The sequence below is a fragment of the Microcoleus sp. N9_A1 genome, assembly GCF_036701795.1.
In the GTDB taxonomy this organism is placed as follows: Bacteria; Cyanobacteriota; Cyanobacteriia; order Cyanobacteriales; family Microcoleaceae; genus Microcoleus.
This window is the reverse complement of sequence record NZ_JAUBRI010000062.1, coordinates 25473-41231: the sequence shown is the minus strand read 5'-3', so window position 1 is coordinate 41231 and position 15759 is coordinate 25473. Positions and strand designations below refer to the sequence as shown.

Sequence of the window (15759 nt, the reverse complement as noted above, 5' to 3'; positions counted from 1 at the left end):
AGAACATGACAGGCAATTTAACTAACCTTATAAATGCAGGCTGTCCCGTGAAAACGAGCGCCTAAGATACTGTCCAGCTTTTTATATGCGCCTGTCATCAGTCATGGGAGCTTATCTACGCAACAGACTTGTGAGTGTCTAAGGGGCGGGCCAACTTCACCAATTTCTGATGTCCGATCACAACACTTTTTACTGTCATGTGTACCTATAGGCAAGAAACTTTAATGGTTTCTTTATCTTTACTCGTGTTACGATTCAATTACAACCGTGTCTGCGATTCGATTACAACCGTGTCTGCGGTTCTATAGCCTGCGGTCTACGGTTTGAGCGCCTGACTCTTTTAAGATACAAGGGGCGGGTTTAGCTAAGGATATATGATATAAATGACTAAAAAAAAGGCTAAACCCGCCCTCTCAGTCATCAGTCATCAATCATTAGCATTTTGTAGGGGCGGGTTTAGCTAAGGATATATGATACAAATGACTAAAAAAAAGGCTAAACCCGCCCTCTCAGTCATCAGTCATCAATCATTAGCATTTTGTAGGGGCGGGTTTAGCTAAGGATATATGATATAAATGACTAAAAAAAAGGAAAAACCCGCCCTCTCAGTCATCAATCATTAGTCAGTAGTCATCAATCATCAGTTATCAGGAAAAATGAAGAATGAACAATGAAGAAGGAAGAAGGAAGAAGGGAAAATCACCAATCAGCAATTCCCAATCACCAACTTCCAATTACCAACTCCCCGTTACCAATTCCCAATTACCAACTCCCCGTTACCAATTCTCAATTATAGATATGAACATGGTTGGTCAACTTTTAGACAGGCGTTATCGCGTAGTGCAAATTCTCAGTTCAGGAGCTTTTGGACAAACTTATTTAGCTGTCGATACTCGCCGGCCGGGCCACCCTCAATGTGTAGTCAAACAACTACGCCCTCCCAGCAACACTTCCACAGTTCTCAAAACCGCTTACCGCTTATTTAAACAAGAAGCAGAAATATTAGAAAAGCTGGGAAAACACGATCAAATTCCATTTTTACTAGCTTATTTTGAAGAAGCCAATCAATTCTACCTCGTCGAAGAGTTTGTACCCGGACACGCCCTAAATAGGGAAATTGTGGCCGGTCAACCTTGGCGGGAAGAAAGAGTGCTGGATTTGTTGGAAGAAGTGTTACAACTTCTCGCCTTCGTACACTCTCAGGGAGTGATTCACCGCGATGTTAATCCCTCCAACTTAATCCGCCGCAAACCAGACGGCAAATTAGTTTTAATTGACTTCGGTTCGGTTAAAGAAGTTGCGAGTCACGTCAGTGACTACGATACAGAATTTCCGCGCACCATTGCTACTGGAACTCCGGCTTATATGCCGATCGAACAATTTCAAGGCAACCCGCAATTTAGCAGTGACCTCTATGCAGTCGGGATGATGGCAGTCCAAGCTATCACTGGTTTACCCGGTACGGATTTGCCAAAATTGCAAGATCCGAGTCCTTCTCATACCGGGGAAATTGTTTGGCGAAACCGATCTCAATGTTCTGTGGGATTAGCAAATATAATTGACAAAATGGTCTGTCACCAATTTGCCAAGCGCTATCAATCTGCAGAGGAAGTTTTGGTAGCTCTCAGCAAGTTGAGACACCGCCAAGATCCTGTGAATACGGCTCACAAGAAAAGTATTGCTCCCAGCTTAGTGTCTTCTGATCGTTTTTATTCACGTTTGGGAAGTCGATTTTGGTTGCTGATTTTGGCGGGCGTAGGGGCGGCGATAGTTCTGATATTTCTGTTTAGTTATGGGAGCCGACCGAATCCGATTAAAGCTAAGGAATATTACGAACAGGGAGTAGAAAAGTCTCGCAATCAAGAGGCGGATGCAGCTTTGCAGGCTTTTAATAAGTCAATTCAATTGAATCCTAAAAATGCTGAGAGTTTTTACCAGCGCGGTAATGTTAATTATGATTTAAAAAAGTATCAAGAAGCAATTGCGGATTATTCTCAGGCTATCGCTCTCAATCCTAAATATGTTCAGGCTTATTTTAACCGCGGCCTAGCCCGTCACGATTTTAACGACAAGCGTGGGGCGATTGAGGATTACACTCAAGCTTTGAATCTCCAGCCCAACGATGTTGATACATATTATGAAAGAGGAGTTACTTATTTAGAACAGCAAGACTACAAGATGGCTCTTCAGGATTTTACCGAAGTAATTCGGTTGCAGCCGAACCTTGTTAAAGCTTATCATTCGCGGGGACTGGCTCGTGCTGGGAGCGGCGATTTGCAGGGGGGAATTGGAGATTATACTGAGGCAATTAAACTTGATGCTAAGAATGTTGATGCTTTTTACAGTCGGGGGAGAGCTCGCTTTCACCTAGGAGATTATCAGGGAGCTTTGGCGGATTATTCTCAGGTAATTGCGATCGATCCCAAGAGTGGAGATGCTTACGCTAATCGTTGTAGCACGCAGTTGAATTTGGGAGCGCATCAAGCGGCAATTGACGATTGCACTCAGGCAATTTCGCTAAGCGATGAGGATGGGGTTCCTTACAACAATCGCTGCATTGCTTATTTAAACTTGAAGGATTATCCGAAAGCAATTGCCGATTGCACTCAAGCGCTGACAGTAAATCCGAATGATTTTAATGCTTTTAACAATCGTGGTTTAGCTCGCAGCGCCGGGGGTGACGCCCAGGGGGCGATCGCAGATTTTACAGCAGCAATCGGGTTCAATCCCAACAATGCTGAAGCTTACGCCAATCGGGCTAAGATTTATCAGGAGTTAAAGAATTACAATAGTGCGATCGCCGATTATGTGCAGGCTATTCGGATCAGTCCGAATTATGCTGGTGCTTACTACGGTAGAGGCATGGTTCGCCGCTCATTGGGAGACAAAGCGGGAGCAATTAGCGATTTAGAAAAAGCCGGCAAAATGTTTCTAGATCAAGGACTTACTGGCGGTTACAAAGACACACAATTTGAGATTGAAAAACTCAAGTAGTCATTAGTCAGTTGTCAGTTGTCAGTTGTTAGTTGTTAGTTGTTAGTTGTTAGTTGTTAGTCAACAGTTAACAGTCAACAGGCAACAGTCAACAATGCCATGCCCAATTCCCTTTAAGAATTTTGAAGTCTCTTCACCAATTCATAAAACGGTTCCCAATTATCCTCAATAGCTATGGACTCCCACACAGCCTCAATCGTCGGTCTCAACAGCGATTGTTCGGGATTGTGCTTCCGCAACCTATCCGCCATTTTGTCCATATCATCCGCCGACAAACTTTGCAAAACGTGATAATAAAACTGCCGCCAAGGTGCTATCAAATCGGCCGGTTCCGCCTCCGCAAAAATTAGACTAGCATCATCTCGCCAAGTGCCAGAGAACTGTCTTCGCAATTCCCAAAAGAAATCGTGATAGGCTACTTGAGACTGCGCCAGCATTTTAATTGTCACCTTCAACAACTCATCTCCCTCCGCCTCTGGCAAATCCTCAAATCCCAATTTGTTGAGCATCAACTGCCGATAAGCTGCATTATAATAATCGCCAAACTTTGCCAAAGCAGCATCCATATCAGCTTGAGGAATTGCCGCTGCTAGCGGTTGCTGGAGCTTTTCTAAATTCCCCTGGCAAATAAACGGTTGATTGCCGTAACAATAAAGACCGTAATGGTCGAAATAAGCTGCTGTAAATTCCGGCTTATAAGTTGGGATAAAAGCAAAAGGCCCGTAATCAAAACTTTCTCCTGTAATCGACATATTATCAGTATTCAGCACTGCGTGGCAAAATCCTGCCGCCATCCACTGAGCGACTAATTCAGCTACTCGCTTGACTAAATCTGCATAAAATAGCGCATATTTTTCTGCAGGCGAAACACCGGCATTACTTGCTTCTAAATGCAGTTCTGGATAGTAATATTCAATAACAAAATCTAAAAGTTTTTTAGTTAAATCCGGGCGCCGGATATAGTGCAGTCTTTCAAAAGTGCCAAAACGGATGTGAGAGTGGCTGAAACGCACCATTACAGACGATCGCGTGGGTGATGGTTCGTCGCCCCGCCACAAAGCATCCCCAGTTTCAACTAAACTAAAACAACGAGATGTCCGAACTCCCAATCGGTGCAAAGCTTCGGCGGCTAAAACTTCGCGAATTCCCCCTTTGAGAGTGAGTCTACCATCAGCGCTGCGCGAGTAGGGCGTGCGGCCGGAACCTTTAGTGCCGAAGTCGTAAAGTCTGCCGTCTGTACCGCGAACTTGACCGTATAAAAAGCCTCTACCGTCGCCTAAATTCGGGTTATATTCGTTGAATTGATAGCCGTGGTAACGGAGTGCGAGAAAGGGACGCACACAGTGAAATTCGCCGAATGCTTCGATGAAATGTTGGTCGGTTACTTGTGCGGGGTCTAAACCCAATGTCGGCAATAATTGGTCATTGCGGAAGCGGAGAATATGCTGCGGAAAATCGGCAGCAGGGACTTCATCAAAATAGTCGCCACCGAGGGATTCGATGGCGGGTTCGTAGTTGAGGGAAAGTAAAGGATTTGACATTTTTATATTTTATCTTGAAATTGGCGATCGCTCCAAATTATATACGGGTAAGGTGCGGACTGCATTGGTGTCAATAATTGCCTCATACCCTTGGTCTCTCTCGTTTATAAGTAACTAAACAAAATTAATTACAGAAAGACTCCTTGCTAGGTAAGGCTTTCACGCGAAATATTGTGTAATTAATTTTGCACGACTACTTAGCCGAGTTCGATACCCCTCGCATCCCAGGGCTGTTTCATGCTCAAACTTTAGCTATGCTAACATTTGAGCATGAAACCTTAATGTCTTCCTCGAACGCAAAAAATTTTTACGGTCAATTTTATTGATAGGTGAATTAACCGTTTTCCTTGCTAAAAATGGGGTTGAAGGCTTAAATTTTTTAAATTTTAGTGGGCTTCACCAGCTAATATACCTTTTCCCCTATTTAAAATTGGTCAACACCCCGTAAATCGCCCAAATTGCCATCGCCCGCAAATAGTGACTCGCCCGAAAAGTCCCCCCCGCCGTAATCGCTTCCGGCGTGCGAAACTGCAAGCCATTGTCATAAATCTGCTTCACCACAGCATCCGTCAATTTAAAAGCTTTCTCCTCCATTCCCATCTGTACCAAAAAAGCTCCTAACCCAAAATTAATCCCCGTCCAAACTTCCAAAGGATGAGTCGCATTGGGATTTTCCGGCGAACCGTTTAGCATCACCCCATTTGCCGCACCGAACTCGCTCTCGTTGAACTTCAAAAAGCAAGAATCGTACACAGTTTCTAAAGCGCTGACTGCACATTCCGGCGGCACAATATCCGGCAATCCTAACAGTTTTGCGTAAAATTGACCGCACAGTTGGTCTGCCATCACCACTTCGGAATTACTCTCGCTGTCCAAACGGTAATATTGACCGTTCCACAGTTTTTCTTGATAGCTTGGTCTTGCTTGTAGCAGCCAACTGTGATATAATGCTATCTTTGCTTGAGGGTTAGGAATTATCTGCGGTGCTGCATCTTCCAAGATTTCGCCGATCGCGATCGCACTTTCCAGCGCCGCCAACCACAAACCGCCGCAATACGCACTAATCCCCCGCATTTGCCAATCATCAAACGTCTGATCCGGCGCACCCGAATTCTCAGGAATGCCGTCCCCATCCTCATCAAAAGTTTTCAGATAAGCCAAAGCCTCAACAATTGCCGGCCAACACTCTTGCAAAAACTCGCAATCTGTGCCACCAGTCAACAGGAAATCCCGATAAACCTGCAACACAAAATCGCACGGTAAATCCTTCCACAAATTGCAATCTTGATAGCTAGTATAATTCGTCTTCTCCCAAGGATGTTCGTTCGGAGCACCCAAATCGTGCGGCGTTGCACCGACAGCTTTTCTAATAGCCGCAGCTTGATTCCAACCAATAACTCGCGCAGTATCGTCTCCTGCAGAAATTGCCCTAGCAAAGGCAATCATTACCGACTTTTCCAAGTCAGGCCACAGCATCAACAAAGCAAAAGAACCGTAAAGCCGCACGTCCAAACTTTCGTACCAGCGGTAATCAATGCACTCCAAAACCCCAAATTGACCCTTCGGATCGCGTTCGTCCGCCGCACTCCAAATAGTACCGCCGTCAGTCAAAATGTACAACTCATTAAACAGCGCCATTTTGAAACTGTCGGACAAATCTGTGCGTTCTAAAATGGGTTTTTGCCAAGCTTCAATACTTTCGCGCCAAGTATCGGAATGCTTCATCGCCGTGCGAATAATCGGCCAAACATTTTTGCCATTCCGCCCGAAGAAATCAGTATAGCGGCGGTAGTAAGAAACTCCCGATGCAAATTCAGTAACGGGCAAATCCCAAGCTATGATAAAGGGGATTTTGCGAGTTTTCCCTGGTCGAATTGTAAAGCGAACTGCGATCGCACAAGCCGACCGTTCCCCTGCCGAGGCCGCTGTCTCATCTTTGTCATCCAACAAGAAACCTTCCGCAGCAAAGTGTCGCCAAATATCCTCGCCATTCCCCGCCGGATTCCAGCGAGTTTGATAGAATACTTCTACCGCCGGATTAGTCACAGTTGCGATCGCCCACTGTCCATCCCCTTCTTGTGGCTGATCGTCAGCAGTCAACCGCGTCATCACGCAACCAAAACGGTGAAAATCTTCCACCAACAAATTCAAATTTCCCGCACTTTCTCCCCAGCGGGGTTTATAGTCATAAAATGGACTACCATCATCTCGCACCATCACTTCCGGCGACTTGTTAGCATTAGTAAACCAGCCGACAATATTCTCCCAAGTTAACATGATGCTGAGAGTAATCGGCGCATCTGTAGGATTGTGCGCTACCCATTCAAACATGGCGACTGGGTAACTGGTTTCTTGATAATTATTGGGCAAAATTGGGGAAAATTGCTCGCAGCTAAATTGAGCCTCAAACACATTTTCATAAACATACCAACTGCGCGGATACAAAGCATGATAAGTCCCAGTATAAGACTTTCCCCCCATTCCTTCAGCCTGCTCTCTCCCATCCGTTACATCCGTTAAATCCCGTACATTGCTCGCTGCCAATCTTCCTTCGCAAGGATACCATTTCCAACTAGATAAACTGCTATCTGTAGGCGGTTCAGTAGACAGTGCATAGGCTTGTTTCTTACCTTTTGTTTCTTCAAAAACGCTGAATTGACAAGCGGGTAAACTGCGAAAAATGTGCTCGCCGCCGTCGATGTGCCAGAGGTTGAAGTCGCCGCGGGGCGATCGCCCGATGCAGCCTGCACCGAACCCGCCCAGAGGCATTCCGTGCCAGGGGCCGTCGTCGAGATTGCTGGCGTAGCGGACTGTATAGGGATTGTCCCAACCCTGGCCGATGGCGCGTTTCCAGGCCTGCGGGGGGATGTTTGGAGTAGATGTGCGATCGTTATTCATGGGATTAATCTTAGCGCGCGATCGGGCTTAACAATCCTGATTGTTAATAAATTTAGCTTTTCACCCAAATTTGCTCTTATGCCCCAATCAGTATAGTGTATAATCTAAATTACCAGTTCACTCTATTACGGAAAAAGTCAGATGAGTCGAGCCATTAATTTTCAAACGGTTTCTTGGTTTTGGGATCTCTACACAAGACACCTGCTCGATCTTGAGCCACCTTATCAAAGACGCAGTGTTTGGAATCAAGAATACAAAGACTTTTTTATTGATACTGTACTTAATGAGTATCCTGCCCCGGCAATTTTTTTGTATCAAGAAATTACTCCTGAAGGTATCTCTAAGTATAGTATAGTTGATGGAAAGCAAAGGTTATCCACTTTATTCGACTTTGCTAAAAATGAATTTCCTGTAAGTGAAACCGCAACTATTACAAGAATTAGAGGAAAATATTTCACAGACTTAGACAATGAGTTCAAGCAAAAATTTTGGAAATATCAGTTTGCTGTTGAATATGTCCCATCCGACGATGAAGCAATTATCAATAATATATTTGACCGCATTAATCGTAATGTTAGTAAATTAACCCCTCAAGAACTTCGTCACGCCAAGTTTAGTGGAGTATTTATCACTACGGTAGAATATCTAACTGAGTGGATGATTTCCGTTTTGCCGGAAAACTTTCCCTCAATTCCTCCCAAATCAAGAAAACAAATGAAAGATGTAGAATTTGTGACTCTACTTTTACTTTTATTAGAAGAAGGAGTCAAATCTTATCGTCAGGATGATTTGGATAAAGCTTTTAACGACAGAGATTTAGAGTGGGACGATCGAGATGAAATAGAAGATCGATTTAAAAAAGTTATTGAATTAATAAAAGAGCTTTTAAATCAATCTCCTTCCAATATAAATTTGTGTAAGACACGACTAAAAAATCAAGCAGATTTTTATTCATTGTTGGGCGCCCTATCAGAATTAAATGCTGAGCAACCATTGAAAATAACTGCCGAGGTTTGTAAGAGAATAGACCAATTTTTTAAATCAGTAGATTCTCCCGAAGCAAGGATAAATATTCCCGCAGCTCAAGATTATTATGATGCCATTACAACTTCATTATTAGGTTCAGCGGGAATTGAAAAAAATAAAACCAGAATTAAGATATTAAAATCAGTGATTTTAGGAACTATTAATTTGTGATTAATTGGTAAGTTATCAAATTTATGATTTATCCTCCTATTTTAGACCGCCAGTATCAACAATATCGTCCCCTGGTTGATATTGTTGCAAAGCGAGTCAAATCAACCATGCTGAATTTTTGTGATGACAAAGGATATGCACTGACTTCGAGAATTAAAACTATTGAATCTTTAGCGGAAAAAATCGAGACAGGTAGATTCAAGAAATGGTCTGAATTAAATGACTTATTTGCTTGTACAGTCATTATACCAAGTCTCTTACAAGAACAAGAAGTGATTGAATTTTGTCAAAATACTTTTGATGTTGATGTCAAGAAAATAGTAAAAAGAGGACAAAACAAAAAATCTCCAGATAGTTTTATATTTGATTCAACCAGAATTTATGCTCGCTTAAGAAGAGCCGAAGCTCCAGATTTATCTAATTTAAGTATATTTGATATTCTGTTTGAAATTCAAATAAAAAGTGCTTTTGAACACGCCTGGGCAGTTTCAACTCATGATTTGGTTTATAAAAGTGCTGAGATTGATTGGAAGAAACTCCGTTTAGCGGCACAAATTAAAGCTACTGTTGAACAGCTAGATACCATGATTATGGCATTTGAACAAATAGCTTCTACTATACAAGAGCATGAGTATCCTCCAATCAAAAGAAAGCGTCAAATAGCTGTTGCTACCCAAAAGCTATTTGCTCAAAAAATTCCCCAAGAATTACAACCAAAAGATATGAGCCGTTTTTGCGATAACTTATATGGTATTCTTGCCAGTGCTGGAAAAGAGGATCAAATTCAAGAGGCTATTAAATGTATTCGAGAAAAAGTTAATTCAACACCAACCGACTTAATTCCTCGTAGTATTTCGTTATTACAATATTTTTTGGCGATTTTAGTAGAAGAAAAAATTATCGTTTTGCCTTTAGACAAGCATTGTTTTCACATAACAGAAGAATTGATCGCGCTTTATCCCATTTTTCGGGACAGCGTTAATTCTATATTTCAATATGATATATGACAGTTTTAAGACAAACCCGATCGCACTTCCTTACGCAAATCCCAAATCAGAACCTTTCCCCGCGTGCACCAGAGCCAACTTTTCGTAACGCTTAGCGTGTTCCACCAACTCCGCAGATTCCTCCTCAGAGACATCTCGCAGCCGCTTCGCAGGCACTCCCGCAACCAGCGTGCGAGGGGGAACGTCCTTCGTCACAACCGCCCCCGCACCGACGATCGAGCCTGTGCCCACCCTGACTCCATCCAGGACGATCGCCCCAATCCCGATCAAACACCCCCGTTCAATGTAAGCTGAATGAATCACCGCTCGGTGTCCGACAGTCACAAAATCTTCCAAAATAGTCGGTTTTCCCGGATCGCCGTGCAGAATTGCTCCATCTTGGATATTGGTACTTTTACCGATCGCAATTCGCTCTACATCCCCCCGAACCACCGCCCCGTACCAAATACTAGCGCCTGCAGCCACCTCTACCCTGCCGATGACAACAGCGCTAACAGCGACAAAAGCCGCTTGGGAGAGATCCGGTGCGGGCCAATAGGCAGGAAGTGCAAGCAGAGGTTCGTTGAGATTGCTCATCTTTTTGGTCGATCGTGATACTTCTAGCAGATTAGCTGGTTGTTGATACGGGATATAATAAGACTATTTGCCACTTTTGCAGATAAATATGCTGGGACGCAATAAATGATTGAAGTTGCCTTGCAATACCCGATGTTTGGCCCGGAAATTCAGTGTCCCCACTGCCGCCAAACAATTCCGGCTCTAACGCTCACGGATACCTATTTGTGCGTGCGTCACGGGGCATTTGAGGCAGATCCAAAAACGGGGGAACTTGTTCATCTTCAGTCTGGGCGGCACTGGCGCCGCTGGGAGGATGAATGGTATCGCCAGCACACCCACCCCGACGGGATTCGGTTTGAAATTCACGAAGCGCTCGATCGACTTTATACTCAAGGCTACCGAGCAACTCGCGTGATCGTTGCTCAACGCTATCGAGACTTAATCAGCGCTTATTTGGAACGCAGCACGCCTTGGCGGGGCCAACCGGATTCGCCGCGCCCAAAGCTGTACGGTTTACCTGTGGATTTTAGCCCCGAACCCCAGGAGGAACCTTGCTGGGAAGTGATTAATTTTGATTTGGAAAAAGAGCCGGGAGTTCCGATTAGATATCCCTATTTTCGGTTGTTTGAATAGTCAGTAGTCAGTAGTCATTGGTCATAGGTAACAATTGACAACTGTTAACTGTTAACTGTTAACTATCAACTGTCAACTATCAACTGTCAACTGCCAACTGCCAACTGTCAACTGCCAACTGCCAACTGTCAACTGCCAACTGCCAAATGCACCACGCCTCGATTCGCACTGCTAACATTCACCGGGCGATCGCCTTTTACGAACAGTTAGGATTTACTGTGAGCGATCGCTTTACCACAGGTTACACCTTAGCCTGTTGGATGGAAGGTCTCAACGGACGCATCGAACTAATCCAAATCCCAGAACCAAAACCCGCACCGGATGCTTTCGGTGACGAGCATTATGTTGGGTATTATCATTTATCTTTCGATTTAACTGAGGCGACAACTGACTTGCCTAGTTGGTTGCAGTCTCTCAAAAAACAGTTTGAGGAAGCAGCTAAAGACGAACCAAACCAGTTTCAACCTTTGAAAGTTTTATTAGAACCGACTCAACAGGCGATCGGGCAAAATGTTTACGAAGTAGCTTTTATTGCCGATACAGACGGTTTACCCTTAGAGTTTATCCGGCGGATGAATAGCTAATTAAGTCTGAGTTAAAACACTTCAGAAATCCCATCTGTGTTCATCTGCTGATATCTGCGGTTGAAAAATCCCAATCCCACTAATCTGCTTTAATCCGGATATCAATTAACGGCGTTGCTGATTTACGGTATGAAAGGCTAAATATGCCCGTCATAGAAACCAGTATTCACAAAGCGTTTGGATTTTCAAGTTATTTTTTTCATACCATGATTAAGCAACACCGATTTTTTGGGTGGCAATCAAGTATAATAGCAGTAATTTTTATTTACTTACTGCGGTTATAGCGCGTTCGAGTCGATGCTCTAGTTCCTCAACCGTTTCCTGGATTTCTACCTGAAATTTGTTGACCATATTGGATCTCCTCTACTTTAGCCTATATGAGCGTGTACCTTCATGGTGAATTGGTATTAGACAGAATTAATTACACAAATACATAGTATAATGATATTCCAGGCAAAATTATGAGTTAATTAGAATTTCCTATGATGTTTATCAGGAAAATAAATCCTCTTTTGTCTAAATTGCTACAGCGAATTCATCGCCAAAGCCGACATCATCAGGTACATCAGAGAGCACATTGCCTCATATTAGCTTCGCAAGGAGTAAAAAAAAGAGAGTTAATGAATATTTTCAGAATAAGTTATAAGACACTCTATAAGTGGTTCACTCGGTGGGAATTAGAGGGAATGATAGGACTTTATAATAAACCAGGAAGAGGTGAAGAGGCACTATTTAACTCTTCGCAGAAAGCCCAAATCAAAGACTGGGCTAAACAAGAACCAAAGCAATTAAAAAATGTTAGCCAAAAAGTTCAAGAAGCCTGGGGATAAGTCCGAGTATAAAAACAATTTTAAGATTCTCGACTTAGCTCTAGGTGAAGAATACCCCCGCTCTCGGGGAGAACTGATGAAACCTACAAACTTTACTGTTATAATTGATATGGCTGAAACCTTAGCAAGCGAGCAGCCATTTTTACGCGTCGATTTTTAGGATATTGGCCGTCATATCTTTGGTGAGCTAACCCTTAATCCTAGTTCTGGCATGGGAAAATTTGAGCCTCCTGAGTATGACTACAAGCTTGGCCAATTGATGCCGTAATGGTCAAAACAGCAGTGTGAAGGATTAACAACTCAGTGTTTTGATATTCCGTCAGTGAAATTGTGTGTTAATTAAAGTTCTAAAATATTTTCCCAAAGCAATTTATTTATTACAGCGATATGGTGCTAAATTCTGGATCAAGAATCAATCAAAAGGTTTGTTTTATCTGTGGCGCTGGTCACTCTGGCTCTACGCTTCTAGGACTTATACTGGGAAGTCATCAGGATTGTTTCTACTCGGGAGAGGCAAGGAAAGCCAGATTCATGCAAAATACAAACTACCCCATAAAAAGAACTTGCAACCTTTGTGGTATCAATTGTCCAGTTTGGAAAGATTTTATTACTAGCACTCACCTAGACTTATACGAACAAATATCGCTCAAAACACAAAAGCCAATTGTAATTGATTCTACAAAAAACACTTCTTGGCTAGAAGAGCAAATAGCCACTATTCAAAAAACATCTTCCCAACCTTTTTTGATATTTCTCCAAAGAGATGGGCGGGCAGTTATCAATTCCCGCACCAGAAAATATCCTCAAAAAAATGTCAAAGAAATAATTAATGATTGGAAGGAACTCATTAATGAAACCCAAGAATTGTACCGTCATTTTAATGGTAATAAAATTAAGATAAAATATGAACATCTTGCCACAAATGTAGAAAGTGTCATCAGAACGCTTTGCGATTTTTTGGAAATAGACTATCAACCCCAAATGGTTAAATATTACCAGCACGAACATCATCCAGTAGGAGGAAACAACGGAACGAAGTTTTTAATAGCAAAGGCTCAACACAAAAATACAGAAGAATTTTTACATAAGGTATCAAAGCGTTGCTCAGATTATTACCAAAATCATGGTTTAGAAATTACTTTAGATTTGCGTTGGCGTCAAGAACTTGACCCTACTGTGGAGCGTTTATTTGAAGAAATTGCCGATAAAGAAAACGAAGAATTGAAATGGGAGGTGTAGCATCGAACCAACTTTTGATATTTCTCAGACCTCTTCTCAACTCAAAATTGTTCGGAGTATTGTAAATTTGCTATGAAAATTCTGCTATTAAGCGTTCACCCTCCACAAGGAGGCGGCTCATAGCAATTCACTATAAATCTGCACTTAATAGACCTCTTGCAAAAATAATTAGGACGATGCTCAGAGCCCATCCCACAATTTTTTTTTCTTGTGGGATGGGCTTTGAGCATCGTCCGAAAATTTGATTAAAAAGACTTATGCAAGAGGTCTAATATGTCGCTTGTTACATAACTTTTAAGAATTGGTACAAGTTCGCACCACTATCATAAATTTACAGAAAAATCAAGCACTTGACTTCTGATTTTTATGGTGATAATGTAATTTATCAGCTTTCCAAGTTAAAAACTCAGGCTTGGAATTAAAATACCATGAAAAAAATCGATTTAGTTTTTAGAACTGTTGGCGAAAGAACATCCCAAATAGCCTTAGACCTAGCTATCAAAAATATTCAGCCTCGTCAAGTTCATATTATTGAAAACGTTAAACCTTTTGCCCACGCTGTTCAGCAAATGCTGAAGATGAATTACGATTGTGATTTTGTTGTCTTCCTGGATGCTGATTGTTTAATTATGGAGGATATGTCTCCTTTCCTTACCAGCAATAGTTTGCCATACGTAGACTGTTATGTTCTTGATAAATTCAGAGGTCATATTCATTGTGGTGTACATATTACTAGAATTGATGTAATCAGAGAAATGCAAGCAATTAAAGTACCTGATAATGATGCTAAATATGTGTTAAGACCTGAATCAAGAACTCGTGGACTGGCACTAAAAAAACTGAAGCTAAAAAAAGCATTTAAGAAATTTAACATTATCCATGATTTTTTTCAATTCTATCACCATATTTTTGCCAAATGTGCTTTGAGAGAACTGAGAAGTCGCCAAGATTATCATCAAGCTAAATTAACTATTTGTCAGGAAGATTGGGGAAGACAAGAAAAAGATTTAGATTTTTTGGTTGCTAAATATGGTGTAGATTATGCAAGAAAATATATTTCCAAGCAGGCAAGTCAGCCCGAAATTGCTAGGTTTATTGAAAATTTACCAAATATTGCTCTCCGCGAACTTAAGCAAATGAATATTTTGGAAAAAGCTCCTTTGACGTTAGCCGAAACTATAGAATTTTCAAGTAAAATTATTATTCAAAGACCCATGATAAGTAAAAAGATGAAAGTTTTTGGAATTGGTTTGAGTCGCACGGGAACTAAAAGCTTAACAATGGCATTAAATATGCTAGGGATTAATGTTGTTCATTATCCTGATGATGAGACAATTTTACAAGACCTGATGGCTGCTAAGTATGACTTTTCGATTCTCAATGATTATGATGGGATTACAGATATAACGGTAGCTCCTTTTTATTCTCAGTTAGATAAAATATTTCCTGATAGTAAGTTTATCTTAACCGTGCGTAATAAATCATGTTGGTTAAAGTCTTTAGAAGCTCACTGGTCAAAGAGGTCTGCGTTTGATTTCGATCCTAGTAATGAGACTAAGATGCAGATCAGAAGATTATTAAGAGCGGCTGTTTATGGTACTTATGCGTTTAATGAAGATAGAATGTCTTATGTTTATGATTTACATTATAGAAATGTGCTTGAATATTTTAAAGACCGTCCAGAATCTTTGTTAATTATTGATGTTTGTGATGGCGAAGGATGGGAAAAGCTCTGTCCATTTTTCAATTTACCTATATTAGAAGAACCTTTTCCTTGGATGAAGAAGAAAACGGTTTTGACCGAAATATTGTCAGGGGTGAAGTGATTTTGCTATATCGAACGCAGGAAAATCGAGCTTGGTGCAAAGAAAGAGGAATTAGGATGAGTGGCGTTCCTGTAGGAAGACCCCAAAAAATATTAGCAAGTCAAAGAAGAAACAAGCTCAGTCAGACGAGAGAATTCGTAACTCAATTTGTCAGAAAATTTGGAGAAGCTAAAAGAAGATTCAGCCTTGGTAGAGTCATGGCTAAACTTTCTAATACTTCTGAAACAACCATCGCCATAACTTTTATGGTGATGAATCTTTCTGCCCTGGTACGGCAGGCTTTTTGACTTTTTTTTATGTCTATTTCACAACAAAAACCTTTTTTCATGTTTTCTGCCTGTGACGATTAGCACAGATTATGTTCTCTTAACAATACTTAAAAAAATGGGTAGACAGAAACCGGGTTTTTACACCAAAATACTCGCCAAACACCCTCAATCTCGCTGAAAAAC

At 41.7% G+C, this 15759-nt stretch carries 11 protein-coding genes and 1 pseudogene; 9 read left to right on the top strand and 3 right to left on the bottom strand.

Annotation, left to right across the window (positions count from 1 at the left end; genetic code table 11):
• The first annotated feature begins 804 nt into the window (after positions 1-804).
• Complete coding sequence (locus QUA58_RS23855) at positions 805-2994, top strand: tetratricopeptide repeat protein (protein WP_445301900.1); 2190 nt, start codon at positions 805-807, stop codon at positions 2992-2994.
• A gap of 113 nt (positions 2995-3107) precedes the next feature.
• Here the strand turns inward: QUA58_RS23855 and QUA58_RS23850 are convergent, their stop codons facing one another.
• Positions 3108-4535, bottom strand: a complete 1428-nt coding sequence (locus QUA58_RS23850) for a protein adenylyltransferase SelO family protein (protein WP_333396342.1) — start codon at positions 4533-4535, stop codon at positions 3108-3110.
• 420 nt (positions 4536-4955) lie between these two features.
• The gene (locus QUA58_RS23845; RefSeq protein ID WP_333396340.1) at positions 4956-7433 is read right to left on the bottom strand and encodes a GH116 family glycosyl hydrolase; all 2478 of its coding nucleotides are present in this window, start codon (positions 7431-7433) and stop codon (positions 4956-4958) included.
• Between the two features lie 141 nt (positions 7434-7574).
• Here QUA58_RS23845 and QUA58_RS23840 point away from each other — a divergent pair, with 141 nt between their 5' ends.
• Both QUA58_RS23840 and QUA58_RS23835 read left to right on the top strand, forming a co-directional pair.
• Positions 7575-8630, top strand: coding sequence for a DUF262 domain-containing protein (locus QUA58_RS23840; protein WP_333396338.1), 1056 nt, complete (start codon positions 7575-7577; stop codon positions 8628-8630).
• Positions 8631-8653: 23 nt separating this feature from the next.
• Complete coding sequence (locus QUA58_RS23835; RefSeq protein WP_333396336.1) at positions 8654-9637, top strand: hypothetical protein; 984 nt, start codon at positions 8654-8656, stop codon at positions 9635-9637.
• Positions 9638-9667: 30 nt separating this feature from the next.
• Here the strand turns inward: QUA58_RS23835 and QUA58_RS23830 are convergent, their stop codons facing one another.
• Positions 9668-10213 (bottom strand): gamma carbonic anhydrase family protein, encoded by a 546-nt coding sequence (locus QUA58_RS23830; protein WP_333248329.1) that lies wholly within the window; start codon positions 10211-10213, stop codon positions 9668-9670.
• Between the two features lie 105 nt (positions 10214-10318).
• Here QUA58_RS23830 and QUA58_RS23825 point away from each other — a divergent pair, with 105 nt between their 5' ends.
• The 6 genes and pseudogenes from QUA58_RS23825 to QUA58_RS23800 all read left to right on the top strand — a co-directional run.
• Positions 10319-10828, top strand: a complete 510-nt coding sequence (locus QUA58_RS23825; protein ID WP_333248331.1) for a TIGR02652 family protein — start codon at positions 10319-10321, stop codon at positions 10826-10828.
• 146 nt (positions 10829-10974) lie between these two features.
• A complete protein-coding gene (locus tag QUA58_RS23820) occupies positions 10975-11412 on the top strand; it encodes a VOC family protein (RefSeq protein ID WP_333248333.1) in 438 nt (145 codons plus the stop codon).
• Between the two features lie 482 nt (positions 11413-11894).
• The gene (locus tag QUA58_RS23815) at positions 11895-12242 is read left to right on the top strand and encodes a helix-turn-helix domain-containing protein (RefSeq protein ID WP_333396334.1); all 348 of its coding nucleotides are present in this window, start codon (positions 11895-11897) and stop codon (positions 12240-12242) included.
• Between the two features lie 387 nt (positions 12243-12629).
• On the top strand, positions 12630-13481 hold the full coding sequence (locus tag QUA58_RS23810; protein WP_333396332.1) for a sulfotransferase: 852 nt from the start codon (positions 12630-12632) through the stop codon (positions 13479-13481).
• Positions 13482-13909: 428 nt separating this feature from the next.
• Positions 13910-15307, top strand: coding sequence for a sulfotransferase family protein (locus tag QUA58_RS23805; protein WP_333396330.1), 1398 nt, complete (start codon positions 13910-13912; stop codon positions 15305-15307).
• Positions 15202-15567, top strand: a pseudogene (locus QUA58_RS23800) (transposase); the annotation flags it as partial. The gene QUA58_RS23805 and the pseudogene QUA58_RS23800, both read left to right, overlap by 106 nt.
• Between the last annotated feature and the right edge of the window lie 192 nt (positions 15568-15759).